This is a genomic window from Vibrio tubiashii (assembly GCF_028551255.1).
GTDB lineage: Bacteria > Pseudomonadota > Gammaproteobacteria > Enterobacterales > Vibrionaceae > Vibrio > Vibrio tubiashii_B.
This window is the reverse complement of sequence record NZ_CP117029.1, coordinates 875,502-888,242: the sequence shown is the minus strand read 5'-3', so window position 1 is coordinate 888,242 and position 12,741 is coordinate 875,502. Positions and strand designations below refer to the sequence as shown.

General features: G+C 45.9%; 14 protein-coding genes. 5 read left to right on the top strand and 9 right to left on the bottom strand.

Translation table 11 applies throughout. From position 1 onward, the window contains the following. Positions 1 to 25: 25 nt before the first annotated feature. The 7 genes from rlmM to pomA all read right to left on the bottom strand — a co-directional run bounded on the left by rlmM (position 26) and on the right by pomA (position 6,712). Positions 26 to 1,117 carry a 23S rRNA (cytidine(2498)-2'-O)-methyltransferase RlmM gene (gene rlmM / locus LYZ37_RS04040; RefSeq protein WP_004744536.1) on the bottom strand — a complete coding sequence of 364 codons (1,092 nt, stop codon included), beginning with the start codon at positions 1,115 to 1,117 and terminating at the stop codon, positions 26 to 28. Beyond that, the gene (locus tag LYZ37_RS04035; RefSeq protein ID WP_004744535.1) at positions 1,114 to 1,512 is read right to left on the bottom strand and encodes a DUF423 domain-containing protein; all 399 of its coding nucleotides are present in this window, start codon (positions 1,510 to 1,512) and stop codon (positions 1,114 to 1,116) included. Before LYZ37_RS04035 ends, rlmM begins: the two co-directional genes overlap by 4 nt. Continuing rightward, positions 1,502 to 2,128, bottom strand: coding sequence for an alpha/beta fold hydrolase (locus tag LYZ37_RS04030; protein ID WP_272786600.1), 627 nt, complete (start codon positions 2,126 to 2,128; stop codon positions 1,502 to 1,504). Before LYZ37_RS04030 ends, LYZ37_RS04035 begins: the two co-directional genes overlap by 11 nt. Next, positions 2,121 to 3,029: a transcriptional regulator GcvA gene (locus LYZ37_RS04025; protein ID WP_004744533.1), complete on the bottom strand. Its 909-nt coding sequence runs from the start codon at positions 3,027 to 3,029 to the stop codon at positions 2,121 to 2,123. The genes LYZ37_RS04030 and LYZ37_RS04025 overlap by 8 nt, the downstream gene beginning before the upstream one ends. A gap of 376 nt (positions 3,030 to 3,405) precedes the next feature. After that, positions 3,406 to 4,854, bottom strand: coding sequence for a tRNA uracil 4-sulfurtransferase ThiI (thiI, locus tag LYZ37_RS04020; protein ID WP_239826319.1), 1,449 nt, complete (start codon positions 4,852 to 4,854; stop codon positions 3,406 to 3,408). Positions 4,855 to 4,995: 141 nt separating this feature from the next. Then, entirely contained in the window at positions 4,996 to 5,937 is a 942-nt protein-coding gene (locus tag LYZ37_RS04015; protein WP_004744531.1) for a flagellar motor protein MotB, read from the bottom strand. A 10-nt stretch (positions 5,938 to 5,947) separates the two neighbouring features. Further along, positions 5,948 to 6,712 (bottom strand): flagellar motor protein PomA, encoded by a 765-nt coding sequence (gene pomA, locus LYZ37_RS04010; RefSeq protein WP_171322386.1) that lies wholly within the window; start codon positions 6,710 to 6,712, stop codon positions 5,948 to 5,950. 261 nt (positions 6,713 to 6,973) lie between these two features. Between pomA and xseB the strand changes: the two genes are divergently transcribed. The 4 genes from xseB to LYZ37_RS03990 all read left to right on the top strand — a co-directional run bounded on the left by xseB (position 6,974) and on the right by LYZ37_RS03990 (position 10,537). Further along, positions 6,974 to 7,219, top strand: coding sequence for an exodeoxyribonuclease VII small subunit (gene xseB, locus LYZ37_RS04005; protein ID WP_004744529.1), 246 nt, complete (start codon positions 6,974 to 6,976; stop codon positions 7,217 to 7,219). 19 nt (positions 7,220 to 7,238) lie between these two features. Then, on the top strand, positions 7,239 to 8,123 hold the full coding sequence (gene ispA, locus LYZ37_RS04000; protein ID WP_272786598.1) for a (2E,6E)-farnesyl diphosphate synthase: 885 nt from the start codon (positions 7,239 to 7,241) through the stop codon (positions 8,121 to 8,123). Between the two features lie 22 nt (positions 8,124 to 8,145). Continuing rightward, positions 8,146 to 10,011, top strand: a complete 1,866-nt coding sequence (dxs, locus tag LYZ37_RS03995; protein ID WP_272786597.1) for a 1-deoxy-D-xylulose-5-phosphate synthase — start codon at positions 8,146 to 8,148, stop codon at positions 10,009 to 10,011. A gap of 235 nt (positions 10,012 to 10,246) precedes the next feature. Beyond that, a complete protein-coding gene (locus LYZ37_RS03990; protein WP_004744526.1) occupies positions 10,247 to 10,537 on the top strand; it encodes a Bor family protein in 291 nt (96 codons plus the stop codon). Positions 10,538 to 10,586: 49 nt separating this feature from the next. Here the strand turns inward: LYZ37_RS03990 and truC are convergent, their stop codons facing one another. Both truC and LYZ37_RS03980 read right to left on the bottom strand, forming a co-directional pair. Next, entirely contained in the window at positions 10,587 to 11,312 is a 726-nt protein-coding gene (truC, locus tag LYZ37_RS03985) for a tRNA pseudouridine(65) synthase TruC (protein ID WP_272786596.1), read from the bottom strand. Then, positions 11,312 to 11,626 carry a YqcC family protein gene (locus LYZ37_RS03980; RefSeq protein ID WP_272786595.1) on the bottom strand — a complete coding sequence of 105 codons (315 nt, stop codon included), beginning with the start codon at positions 11,624 to 11,626 and terminating at the stop codon, positions 11,312 to 11,314. The genes truC and LYZ37_RS03980 overlap by 1 nt, the downstream gene beginning before the upstream one ends. Before the next feature lie 76 nt (positions 11,627 to 11,702). Between LYZ37_RS03980 and LYZ37_RS03975 the strand changes: the two genes are divergently transcribed. After that, complete coding sequence (locus LYZ37_RS03975) at positions 11,703 to 12,740, top strand: DUF3549 family protein (protein ID WP_272786594.1); 1,038 nt, start codon at positions 11,703 to 11,705, stop codon at positions 12,738 to 12,740. Position 12,741: the final 1 nt, after the last annotated feature.

Sequence of the window (12,741 nt, the reverse complement as noted above, 5' to 3'; positions counted from 1 at the left end):
CCCTATCTAGGGAGCGTTTTTTAATTTAGCGCGGTGAGATATTCGATAAACACTGAACATGGACCGTGATTTCTTCTCGGTCATGGTACAAGTGTTTCGCTTGAAGCTTAAACTTCACGCCATTTTCAATCAGGAAGAGTTTTAAGTTCTCGATATCTTCTAACACTTCGTCGTAACGGCCTTTCATCGGCAGCTTAAGATTAAAGATGGCTTCTTTAGCCCAACCGCTAATAATCCACTCACCCATCAGCTGAGCAACGCGTGATGGTTTTTCGATCATGTCACACACTAGCCAAGTTACGTTTTTACGCGCAGGCTCAAACTTAAAACCATCTTCTTGGTGGTGTTTAACCTGCCCGGTTTCCATTAGGCTATCTGCCATCATGCCGTTATCGACAGAATGAACAAACATCGAGCGCTTCACCAGTTGGTACGTCCAACCGCCAGGACACGCTCCTAAATCAACACCCCACATACCTGCAGCTAAGCGTTCATCCCACTCTTCACGAGGAATAAACACGTGAAACGCTTCTTCTAGCTTCAGAGTTGAACGGCTTGGTGCATCCGCAGGGAACTTAAGGCGAGGAATCCCCATAAAGAACTGTGAGTTATTGCTAGGTAGAGAGTAACCGATAAAGCAATGCGTAGGAGCGACAAAGCAGATGTGTAGCACAGGCTTTTTAGGGCTGTCTTTCGGGAACAGAATCTCTTTGCCACGCAGAGCTTGTCGCATTGGCACAGTGAACTTGCGGCAGAACTTCAGTAGCTCTTTCGCTTCGTTGGTATCCGGCGTTTCGACGCGAATATCACCACAACGCGGCATTGTCTCTACGAAACTTAAATCATGCAAAATCGGTGAGATACGATCTTCACGCGGCAGTTCTTGAATTTCAGCTGCGACAGCAAAGATCTGACGAGCAAAGATGAGCGATTTAAAATCGAGCTCTTTGACTAGCTTTTGCGCATCACCGTCTTGGTAACATTCAAACAGCACGTAACCAGTGTTCTTTTTAAGACGTGGGAAACCAAACACTTCTAACTGAGTAGCACGATCCTGAATTTCTCCGGCACACTCTTTTTCAAAGCCGCTGCGGCAGTAGAGCATTAATTGTTTCACTGGTTCACCTCTTTAACCTGTAGTGCTGCGTATACGAACAAACCCCAACCAAGCATAAACGTTAGTCCACCCAATGGTGTGATAGGACCAAACCATTTAATGCCCGTTAATGCCAACGCGTAGAGGCTGCCGCTAAAACAAAGGATGCCGATGATAAAGCAAACTGCCGCGAGGGAGAAATATTTTTGTGACTTAAGTGGCAATTTTAGTCCGAGTAACACACCACAAAGCAAAATAGCAATGCCATGAATAAATTGGTACTGCACCCCCGTAGAGAAAACCTCAATCAGATAAGGTGAGAGCATTTTCTTCAAACCATGAGCGGCAAATGCACCCAACGCAACACCAAGACCACATACGCCGCCACCTAACGCTAACCAGAACCTACTTCGCATCAGACACCTCCAAGATAAACTTGGCTAAGTGCTCAATCGCTAGTTGAATGTTTCCAGCTTCAGTATGCCCTGAGCTCTTACGAGGTTTGAAGCTATGATCGCCATCGGGAATAAACGCCACTTTGATTGCAGTATAGAGCTCAAACTGTTCGAACTCTTCTTTCTTACCAAAGGTATCGCGCTCACCTTGCAGAATAAGACAAGGCTTTTCTAGCTCTGCTAAGTGGGCACCTTTGTAGTTCTCAGGCTTACCCGGTGGATGGAACGGAAAGCCTAAACAAGCAACGCCAGCAACCTTATCTTCACTCGCTAGAAGGCTCGCCATACGCCCACCCATAGACTTACCACCAATAACAACCGCCCCAGTTGGGCAGTACTGGTCAATCACGGCTTGATAAGCTTCAAGTAACTTAGGCGCTCTATCTGGCGGTCTTTTCTTGCCATCCTCTGCTCGCTTGACCATGTAAGGAAAGTTGAAGCGCACCACTTGAACGCCTTTTTGAGCAAGGCCCTTTGCCACGGCTTCCATAAAGGCATGGTCCATCCCAGCCCCTGCTCCGTGAGCAAAAATAAACAACGGATTGCCTTTGTCACCGTCAATGAGGTAATCAGTCATCTAATAGATCCTCTTGCTCACTTTGCGCTTTGGCTAACATCCAGTCACGGAAGGTAGCAATTCGCCCCATATCCGCCTGTTTATCATGACACACCACATAGAAAGCATTCTTAGACACTAACACCTCATCAAATGGCGCAATCAGACGGCCTGCTTCAAGCTCTGGTTGAGCGAGGACATTGTTACCCAGCGCGACCCCCTGACCGTGAGCGGCAGCCTGAAGTACCATAGTCGAGTGACTGAATATTGGCCCGTGATTCACGTTAACACCTTCAATACCATTTTGCTTAGCGAACTGTTTCCAATCTTTGCGAGAGGTGTCATGAAGTAAGGTATGTTGCTTCAAATCACTTAGAGTTTCTAATGGTTTGTTACCTAAAAGTAATGAAGGTGAACAGAGTGGGATCAAAAATTCTTGATACAGTTTGTCCGCTCGCAAACCTGGCCAGTTACCGCGACCATAATAAATCGCAACATCGACGTCATCGGTCAACGAGCCTTCGTCCATATCGACCGCTTTAATTCGAACATCAATATCAGGCTCTTGTTGGTTAAAGTCCGCTAATCGAGGGACCAACCATTGAATCGCAAAGCTTGGCGGTAAACTGATGGTCAACGCCCCTTTTTCACTGCGTTCAAGCACTTTATCGGTCGCTTCGGCCAACGAAGTAAAAATATCTTTGATATCAAGAAAGTAGCTTTGACCTTCTTCGGTAAGCAGCAACGAGCGGTTTCTGCGTCTAAATAGTTTTAAGCCAAGGAATTCTTCTAGCGCTTTGATCTGATGACTGACGGCAGCTTGAGTCACAAACAACTCTTCGGCTGCACGAGTAAAACTCAGATGTCGAGCCGCGGCTTCGAACACTTTTAATGAGTTCAAAGGAGGCAATCTTCTGGACATAGTGACCTTCTATAAATTGGATTAGTTTTTTTTATCTGAAACATTATAAAATGTCCATTGCCTGACGACCAGAGAAATTCTATATTTCACCCCGCAGCAAGAAGTCAGAACGGCTTGATTTATGCTTTAAATCAATTGACCTTTTGTTGCGATGTTGTGTTTGCAAACTCGTATTTCGAGTTCGGTAGGTTTCTACCAGTTTTGTTTCCATAGGAAACGAAACATATACTTCCTGTATTTATTTTGACCTGTCTGTCAAATATTTAGCACCGCCTAGATGGCGGTGTTTTTTTATGCGCCAAATTCCACTCGCCACAAACAAAAAAGCGCAAACCGAATCAACGATTTGCGCTTTTAGTACTATATGTAGTGCTCGCTACGGGCGGTAAACCTTAACGTTGTTAAAGCCTTGCTCTTGAAGATAAAGAGCTTGTAGACGACTCATCACGCCACGGTCACAGTAAAGCAGGTAAGATTTAGATTGGTCTAAATCACCGAACTGAGTACCTAGCTTGAAGAATGGAATGTGTTTCACTTCAACGCCATCAATCTCAAGTGGATTGTCATCTTCTTCTTCAGGGCTGCGGATATCAAGTACGATCGCGTGCTCTTCCACCGCTTGAACTTGCTCAACTTCTGGTGCAGCTTGTTCAGTTTCTTTCGCAATATCACGAATATCCATAACACGTGCGTCACGAACAACCTGTTCTAGAATATCAAAGTCGAACTTCTCTTCTTCAGCGTCCAGTTTCGCTTTAACCGCTTTAACCGTTGGCTTCTTAGAAATTACGCCACAATATTCAGGCATCGTCTTAGCGAAATCTTCAGTACCGATATCACGAGCTAGATTGATGATGTCTTCTTTATCCCAGTTGATAAGCGGGCGAAGAATCAATGTATCTGTCACATTGTCGATATGACGCAGGTTTGTTAGGGTTTGGCTGGATACCTGACCTAATGCTTCACCCGTTACTAGCGCTTCAATCTTAAACTTCTCAGCCACCATACCCGCAGCACGCATAAACATACGCTTAAGGATAACGCCCATTTGGCCGTCATCGACTTTCTCTAGAATTTCAGCCACGACTGGTTCAAAGTCTACCGAGATGAAACGTACTTTTGCCGATGAACCGTACTTGTTCCACAGGTAGTGAGAAACCTGTTTAACACCAATCTCGTGCGCAGGGCCGCCGAGGTTAAAGAAACAGTAGTGAACTTTTGAGCCACGTTTTATATGCAGATAGCTCGATACACCAGAATCGAAACCACCAGAGATAAGGCTCAACACATCTTCTTGTGTACCAAGAGGGAAGCCACCAAGACCTTTGTAACGTTTGATCACTTGGTTAAGCTTCTCGTTAACCACTTCCACTTTAACCGTCACATCTGGGTTACGCAGTTTTACGCTAGCGCTTTCGATCGCTTGGTTAAGACCACCACCGACGTAACGCTCTAGTTCAATTGAAGTGAAATCATGCTTACCACGACGCTTAGCACGAACTACAAACGTTTTGCCTTCAAGGTTAGGACGGTTGAGTTCCAATACTTGCTCGAAGATATCGTGTAAGTCTTTGAACTCTGACTGCTGCACTTCAAGTACGTGGTGGATGCCCGGTGTATGAGTCAATACTTCGATTGTCTCTTTGTAGAATTCATCCGTTTCCGCTGTAACTTCAATGTGGTCACGGCGGTTGAAAACAGCAACAGACTCTGTACGACTCTTGATTACGTTACGAATATTGCATTCAAGAATCTTTGTGAAGCGCTTGCGCACAGACTCACTTTTTACAAAAATTTCTGGATGGGGCTTTACGATAAATTTCATAATTCACTTCACAAGTTAACTGTTTCGCTATTTTCACGCTCTATTGAGCCTAGCAGCGATGTGCTGCCTCTAAGGGCGCAAGATTATACATGAAGCAAAGACCATAAAAAAGACGAGCGTTTGTGCTCGTCTTTTTATCTTTTATTGAATGACTGGGACTTCGTCGCTTAACAGCGCTTCCCCTTGCATAATACTGATCTCAACCCGGCGGTTACGAGAACGCTGCGCTTCAGTATCGTTAGGGCCAAGTGGCTCTGTATCTGCCATACCTCTGACGCGAAGACGCTGATGATCAAAGCCGCGAACTTTCTCCATCTCTTGGGCGACTGAAACGGCTCGCTGCGCAGATAAATCCCAATTAGAACGGTAGAGCTCAGAGTCAATGCGTTGATTGTCAGTATGCCCTGACACTCGGATAATTCCCGGTATATCTTTGACTAGATCGGCAATTTGACGAACCAGAGGACGGAACTTAGGTTGTAAGAATGCCGACCCTTCAGGGAACGCGCCTTTCTCACGAATGCGGATATCAATCTGCTGACCTAGATTTTCAACTTCAATTGCCCCTTGCTCTATCTCACGCTCCAACGCTTTCTTAATGCTTTCCATCAAGGTTTCAAGCTCTTGAGACATCTCAGCCGATTGTTGCTGTTCGTTGTCTGACTCAGAGTTTTGGTTGTTTTGCGTTGAAGTATCCGGTGATTGACCACCCGTCATTTTACCTTCATCACGCTGCGTACCACCCGCTCTGTCTGACTCACCTTCGTGGAACTCTAGCGTCTGCTGAGTAATATCAATGGTTTGCTGCATGATAACATCAATAGGCGTCGGCTCTGGTCGGCCCGGTCTAAATTCCTGAGCAATGATACTTGTCCCTTTCGGGATGTCTTTCACTTCCAATCGGTTCTGCACACCGAAAGCGAACTTCATTGAGCCGGCGATCTGTTTAAACTTCAGTACATCCATTTCAGAAAACGAGAGCAGTAGTACGAAGAAACACATCAACAGCGACATTAAGTCAGCAAAAGTCCCCATCCATAGCGGGAGGCCAGGTGGCGGACATTTTGGTTCTTCTTCTTCCATATCAGTGACCTTACTCGTTATCTACATCAAGGGCACGCTTACCTTCATTGAGGTAATTCTTCAGATAGCTGTCAATAACACGTGGGTTTTGACCATCTTGAATCGCAAGTACACCATCCATAATAAGGCGACGATTGAGTTTTTCTTGTTCGCGACGTAATGCAAGCTTGTCGGCAATTGGGAAGAACACCATGTTGGATAGGATCGCACCATAAAGCGTAGTCAGAAGTGCTACCGCCATTGCAGGACCGATGGCTTTCGGGTCATCCATGTTAGAGAGCATGGCAACCAGACCAACCAGTGTGCCGATCATACCCATTGCGGGCGCAACGTCACCAAAGGCTCTAAATACACTCGCACCAAAGTCGTGTCGCTCATCTGTTAGCGCGATATCTTTTTGTAGTGCCGCGCGAACTACATCAGCATCGTGGCCGTCCACCAGCAAGTCGATACCCTTTTGCATGAAGCTATTGGTGATTTCCATCTCTTCTAGTGCAAGAAAGCCACCTTTACGCGCTGCATCCGCCATTTCGACCACTTTAGCAATCAAGTCTTCTGGTTCATCCGCTTTAAACATAAACGCTTTACCAGCGATTTTGGCTGCACCAAAGAACTGTCCCATAGTGAACTTCATCAACACTACGAAGGTAGAGCCACCCACCACGATAAGAATCGACGTTACGTCGATGAACATCATGATGCTTCCGCCCAGTATCATTGCCATGATGACGAAAGCAAAACCGCCAATCAGTCCTACCAGCGTTGCTAAATCCACAGAGCACTCCTCATGCTATCTTTAAGCTTCTAACAAATTATATCGGCAACATCTTAAGATCTTTAGTATTTTATTGGTACTGTACTCACATAAATATAGATGCTGAGTAACAGACACCTACTAGACTTTAGCCCTATATTGAGTACCTGCGCAGAATATGACCGTACAAGCTCGATTTTTCTGACAAATTTACTCGGTTAAATTTGACCATCATTATCGGCTAAGGTAACTTTCGTGCATCTTTATCTCGGTAGAATAGTTATGGCGAGCAAGAAACCAGAAAACATGACCTTTGAGGCGACCATCGAAGAGCTCGATGTGATCGTTGAAAACCTCGAAAATGGTGATTTAGCACTAGAAGATGCGTTGAAAAAATTCGAGCGCGGCATTGCCCTTGCTCGTTCAGGACAATCTAAACTGAGCGACGCAGAACAACGTGTCAGCATCTTGTTACAAAATGATGATGAATCTCCACTCTCTGATTTTAACGCTCAGCCTGAACAATAATTTATAGAAGATGTCTGCCATGCATGAGGCATTAACCTCACTTCAACAGCGAAACAATGCTCAGCTTGAACACTGGCTGCAAGCACTGCCACACCAAAATCTGCCCCTTATCGAAGCCATGCGTTACGGCTTATTGCTTGGGGGCAAACGCGCACGACCATTTCTTGTCTATATCACAGGTCAAATGCTCGGTTGCGAACTTGATGATCTAGATACTCCGGCGTCTGCCGTAGAATGTATCCATGCGTACTCTCTTATCCACGATGATCTCCCTGCAATGGATGACGATGAGCTACGCCGTGGGCAAGCCACCTGTCATGTTAAGTTCGATGAAGCGACCGCTATTCTCACTGGCGACGCACTGCAAACCTTAGCCTTTACGATTCTGGCGGAGGGCCGTGTGAACCCTAACGCTGAAAACAACCGTATAAAGATGGTGCAAGTACTTGCCGATGCATCAGGTGCCAATGGGATGTGTATGGGTCAAGCTCTTGACCTTGCGGCTGAGAACAAACAAGTTTCGCTGCAAGAGTTAGAAGCCATTCACCGTAATAAGACTGGCGCATTGATGAAATCAGCGATTCGTCTTGGCGCTCTTGCCGCCGGAGAAAAAGGGTTAGAGGTGATGCCTCAACTTGATACGTTCGCTGATGCAATTGGTCTCGCGTTTCAGGTTCAAGACGATATTTTAGATATCATCAGCGATACCGAAACATTGGGCAAACCTCAAGGTTCTGACCAAGAATTAAACAAAAGCACCTATCCAGCGCTGCTTGGATTGGACGGAGCTATTAACAAAGCTCACACTCTGTTAAACGAAGCCCTTCAAGCTTTGGAAGCAATCCCATACAATACAAAGTTACTCGAAGAGTTCGCCCGATACGTCGTCGAGCGCAAGAACTAACACTATAAGCGCGCATTTTTATATGACTCTTGATATTTCGAAATATCCAACACTGGCTTTAGCAGATACACCTGACGAGCTACGTAGTCTTCCAAAAGAAGTACTACCTAAACTGTGTGATGAACTACGCACCTACTTATTGAATTCAGTAAGTCAGTCGAGCGGTCACCTCGCATCAGGTTTAGGAACCGTTGAGCTTACCGTTGCTCTGCATTACGTCTACAACACTCCATTTGACCAACTGGTTTGGGATGTTGGCCATCAAGCATACCCGCATAAAATCCTGACGGGTCGCCGTGACCAAATGTCGACTATCCGTCAAAAAGATGGATTGCACCCTTTCCCTTGGCGTGAAGAGAGTGAGTACGACACATTATCGGTCGGTCACTCATCCACTTCAATCAGCGCGGCACTGGGCATGGCAATCAGCGCGGGTAAAGAAGAGCAAAACCGTAAAGTGGTTAGCGTGATTGGTGATGGTGCAATTACAGCGGGTATGGCATTTGAAGCGATGAACCACGCTGGTGATGTGCATCCTGATATGCTGGTGATTCTTAACGACAACGAAATGTCGATTTCAGAAAACGTAGGCGCGCTTAACAACCATCTTGCTCAAGTGCTCTCTGGTAGCTTATACACCTCGATTCGTGAAGGTGGTAAAAAAGTGCTTTCAGGTGTACCACCGATTAAAGAGTTGGTTCGTCGCACTGAAGAGCACCTTAAAGGCATGGTTGTCCCAGGAACTTTATTTGAAGAGCTTGGTTTTAACTACATTGGCCCAGTCGACGGCCATGATGTAAACGAGCTAGTTAAAACGCTCAAGAACATGCGCGAGCTAAAAGGTCCGCAGTTCTTACACATCATGACCAAAAAGGGCAAAGGTTATGAGCCAGCGGAAAAAGATCCGATCGGCTACCACGGTGTCCCTAAGTTTGACCCTAGCCATACTTCACTGCCTAAGAGCAGCGGTGGAAAACCGAGTTACTCGAAGATTTTTGGTGATTTTCTCTGTGATATGGCTGCGCAAGATCCAAAACTGATGGCCATTACGCCTGCGATGCGTGAAGGCTCAGGTATGGTTCGATTCTCTAAAGAGTATCCAGAGCAATATTTTGACGTCGCAATCGCAGAGCAACACGCCGTGACGTTAGCGACAGGTATGGCCATCGCAGGTGACCACCCTATAGTGGCTATCTACTCGACCTTCTTGCAGCGTGGTTATGATCAGCTCATTCATGATGTTGCGATCATGGACTTACCTGTCATGTTCGCGATTGACCGAGCAGGTCTTGTTGGTGCTGATGGTCAGACGCACCAAGGCGCGTTCGATCTTAGCTTTATGCGCTGTATCCCGAACATGGTCATCATGGCACCAAGTGACGAAAATGAGTGCCGTCAGATGCTATATACGGGCCATAAACATACTGGTCCATCTGCGGTTCGTTACCCACGTGGAACTGGGACAGGTGCAGAGATCAAACAGGATTTCACCGCGCTAGAAATCGGTAAAGGGCGCATTGTCCGCCAAGGTGAAAAAGTGGCTATTCTGAACTTTGGCACCTTCTTAGACAGTGGTCAACAAGCAGCAGACGCACTCAACGCAACCGTCGCTGATATGCGTTTTGTTAAACCACTTGATGAAGCGCTTATTAAGCAACTCGCAGATGAACATGATGTGCTGGTTACGCTAGAAGAGAATGCCATTGCAGGCGGCGCAGGTGCAGGTGTCATCGAGTTTATGATGCGAGAAAAGATCATTAAGCCAGTGCTAAACCTAGGCTTACCAGATAAATTCATCGCCCAAGGTACCCAAGAAGAACTTCATCAGGAGCTAGGTCTTGATGCTGTAGGTATTGAACAGTCTATTCGTGATTACCTCGCCAAATAGACTATAGCTTGAATTGTTATTGATAAAACCCTCTTCGGAGGGTTTTTTATTACCTGCCTCAGTCCGTTATCTAAACATCGACTGATCCCGATTGTTATCACAAAAATCAATCACATGACAAATAAACACAAACTCAATACATACAATTTTATAAGAAACTTGTTACACTGCACTCGGCAGGTTAATCAGAACGCTTGCCGATTTGAGTCCAATTATAATAGTTAAGGAAAGAGTTATGAAAAAGCTTGTCATCGCAGCGGCAATCAGTCTATTGGCATCTGGCTGTGCACAACAAACGTTCGTTGTATCACCAGCGCAAGAAACAAATGAAGCGACAGAACTAAAAACTCATCACTTCTTTGTGAGCGGTATCGGTCAAAGCAAGCAAATCGACGCAACACAAGTATGTGGCGCAGCAGATAAAGTGGCTAAAGTAGAAACGCAGCAAACTTTCAAAGATATCGTATTCAGCACAATCACATTCGGTATCTACACTCCTCGTGAAGCGCGTGTTTACTGTAAGTAATATCAGCTTTTCAACCGTCACTTTGCAATAAAGTGACGGTTTATTTTCTCTACGACTGCGGAATATCCCAACTAAACTCTGCACAGAGTCTCTGCCAAGTTTCATCAACACCCGCTTTAATCAAAAGTTCTTGTCCGGTAAACGGATGAACAAACTTCAAGCTAGAGGCATGAAGTAACAATCGGTGTGAATCATAGATCTCTCGAAATAGCTTATTGTGCTTACCATCACCATGAGTGGTATCTCCCACAATTGGGTGCCTTAAGTGCGCCATATGACGTCTTAGCTGATGTTTTCGCCCCGTTAATGGCTTCATCTCCATCAAGCAATAACGTGTCGTCGGAAACTTACCGATAGAGTGAGGAATTTCGACTTTCGCAACAGGTTGGTAATCGGTGATCGCCTCCTGAGCTTCTTTCTCTTGGCTAGCGTGCTTATCGGCAATTTTATCCAACTCTACTTTCAGCGGATAATCCAAACGCGCCGCTTCTTCAATCCAGCCACGGACAATAGCGTGATACGTTTTTTCCATTTCATGATTGGCAAACATCGGCATCACCTGAGAAGCGACCTCGCTCGACAGGGCAAAAATCAACACACCGGATGTAGGACGATCGAGTCGATGCAGTGGGAAAACATGCTGCCCTATCTGATCACGTAAGGTCTGCATGACAAATTGAGTTTCGTGTTTATCTAACCAACTACGGTGAACTAACATGCCAGCAGGTTTGTTTACCGCGACAAAATACTCATCTTGATACACTATCTCTAGCATCAACGGTACTCCTCATCTATCTGACGTAATATCGCTATAATTGGGTGCAAGCTAGATTGCTCTTTCCAACACTCTTCAAAATAGGGCGACAACGAAAAGCCACTTGGTAATGGTTGTTTTTGCTCTAGCATCACTCGCATTCTGCTAATGAATACCCATTGCAACCACACTTGTGGCTCTAAGGTATCGAGTGCGAATGGCTGTTGGCTTGCCAACGCTTGTTCGCTGGGTTGTTCTGAGCACCATAGTTCAAGTTGCTTCATGGCAAGCTCTAAACGGTCAATCAGTGCGGCTAATTGTTTCTCTTTTGTCATTTATCTTTGTTACTGACCTTGAAAATTGCCCTAAGGGTACCATTTATAGAGGAAAGAAAGTTAGGACAATTCTCCAATGGAAACCATTCATACCCTTACCCAATTGTTGACCAACAGTGACTGTCAGTATCAAGTGTTTGATCTTGGTCGCCGAATCAAGAAGGTTGAAAATAAAGTCTTCGTCGATGTTGAAAAAGGTCAGCAACCTTACCCTTACCCAATGCAGCGTAAGGCCCACTTGGCGATTGCTTATTGGAACCAAGAGCAACAGCCGTGGATATGGTTTCTAAAGTTTGAATTGGACGAGCGCGGCTTACTCAAGCAAGCCGATGTGGGTAACTTCATCAAGTATGTGATTGAAGCAATGGGAACGCGCTTAAATCAAGAGATGAGTGAAGAGCAGCAGCAAAAGCTATCTAATAACCCGTACACCTTCAAACCTGCCGAAGATAAGATGGCCGTTTTCCATAGCCAAATTCGCGCTGAATTGAACCTGCCATGCAGCCAATATTACGAGCATGCTCAGCACTACTTCTCTGGCGGTTTAGAGTGGGATAAGTGGCATACCGTTGGCTTACAAGGAGTCACAGATATCTGTGCACGCTTAGGGCAGGAACAAAATGGTGTTAATGTTAGAAAAGCGTTGCCGCACCTGCCTAACGAACCTCTCTACGCCCTACTCGGCGCTCTAGAACATACCGATTTGCCGCAAAAATTAGCGCAGCGCCTAGCTGAAATGGCTCAACAGCAAGTTGATAGCAACGAACCGGACCTATTCCTGCTGTCTGCATTGCTGCGCGCGTTATCTGGCGCACCACAGCCGCTCACGCTGCCAATTATTAGCCAAGTACTCGCTTCACCGCGCTTAAGCCATCAAGAGGTGTTAATTGGTGTTGCAGGGCGCAGCTGGCATTGGCTAAGAGATGCGAAAATAGCCGAGCAATTTCTACTCAGGTTGGCACAGACGGGGAATCAAGCACTCTTCAACCAGCTTTTTGCCGATCTTGTCATGCTGCCCGAGTTACGAATGATTCTGCTGCCGCTGCTTCACTCCAGCCCTTCTGAAGAGCTAGCAAAAGCGTTAATCAACCTTCAACAAGCAGCGAAGGCGTAAC

Coding starts and splice junctions, on each gene's coding strand:
- LYZ37_RS04035 (WP_004744535.1), bottom strand. CDS start 1,512: ATGCGAAGTAGGTTCTGGTTAGCGTTAGGTGGCGGCGTATGTGGTCTT.
- LYZ37_RS04030 (WP_272786600.1), bottom strand. CDS start 2,128: ATGACTGATTACCTCATTGACGGTGACAAAGGCAATCCGTTGTTTATT.
- LYZ37_RS04025 (WP_004744533.1), bottom strand. CDS start 3,029: ATGTCCAGAAGATTGCCTCCTTTGAACTCATTAAAAGTGTTCGAAGCC.
- thiI (WP_239826319.1), bottom strand. CDS start 4,854: ATGAAATTTATCGTAAAGCCCCATCCAGAAATTTTTGTAAAAAGTGAG.
- LYZ37_RS04015 (WP_004744531.1), bottom strand. CDS start 5,937: ATGGAAGAAGAAGAACCAAAATGTCCGCCACCTGGCCTCCCGCTATGG.
- xseB (WP_004744529.1), top strand. CDS start 6,974: ATGGCGAGCAAGAAACCAGAAAACATGACCTTTGAGGCGACCATCGAA.
- ispA (WP_272786598.1), top strand. CDS start 7,239: ATGCATGAGGCATTAACCTCACTTCAACAGCGAAACAATGCTCAGCTT.
- dxs (WP_272786597.1), top strand. CDS start 8,146: ATGACTCTTGATATTTCGAAATATCCAACACTGGCTTTAGCAGATACA.
- LYZ37_RS03990 (WP_004744526.1), top strand. CDS start 10,247: ATGAAAAAGCTTGTCATCGCAGCGGCAATCAGTCTATTGGCATCTGGC.
- truC (WP_272786596.1), bottom strand. CDS start 11,312: ATGCTAGAGATAGTGTATCAAGATGAGTATTTTGTCGCGGTAAACAAA.
- LYZ37_RS03980 (WP_272786595.1), bottom strand. CDS start 11,626: ATGACAAAAGAGAAACAATTAGCCGCACTGATTGACCGTTTAGAGCTT.
- LYZ37_RS03975 (WP_272786594.1), top strand. CDS start 11,703: ATGGAAACCATTCATACCCTTACCCAATTGTTGACCAACAGTGACTGT.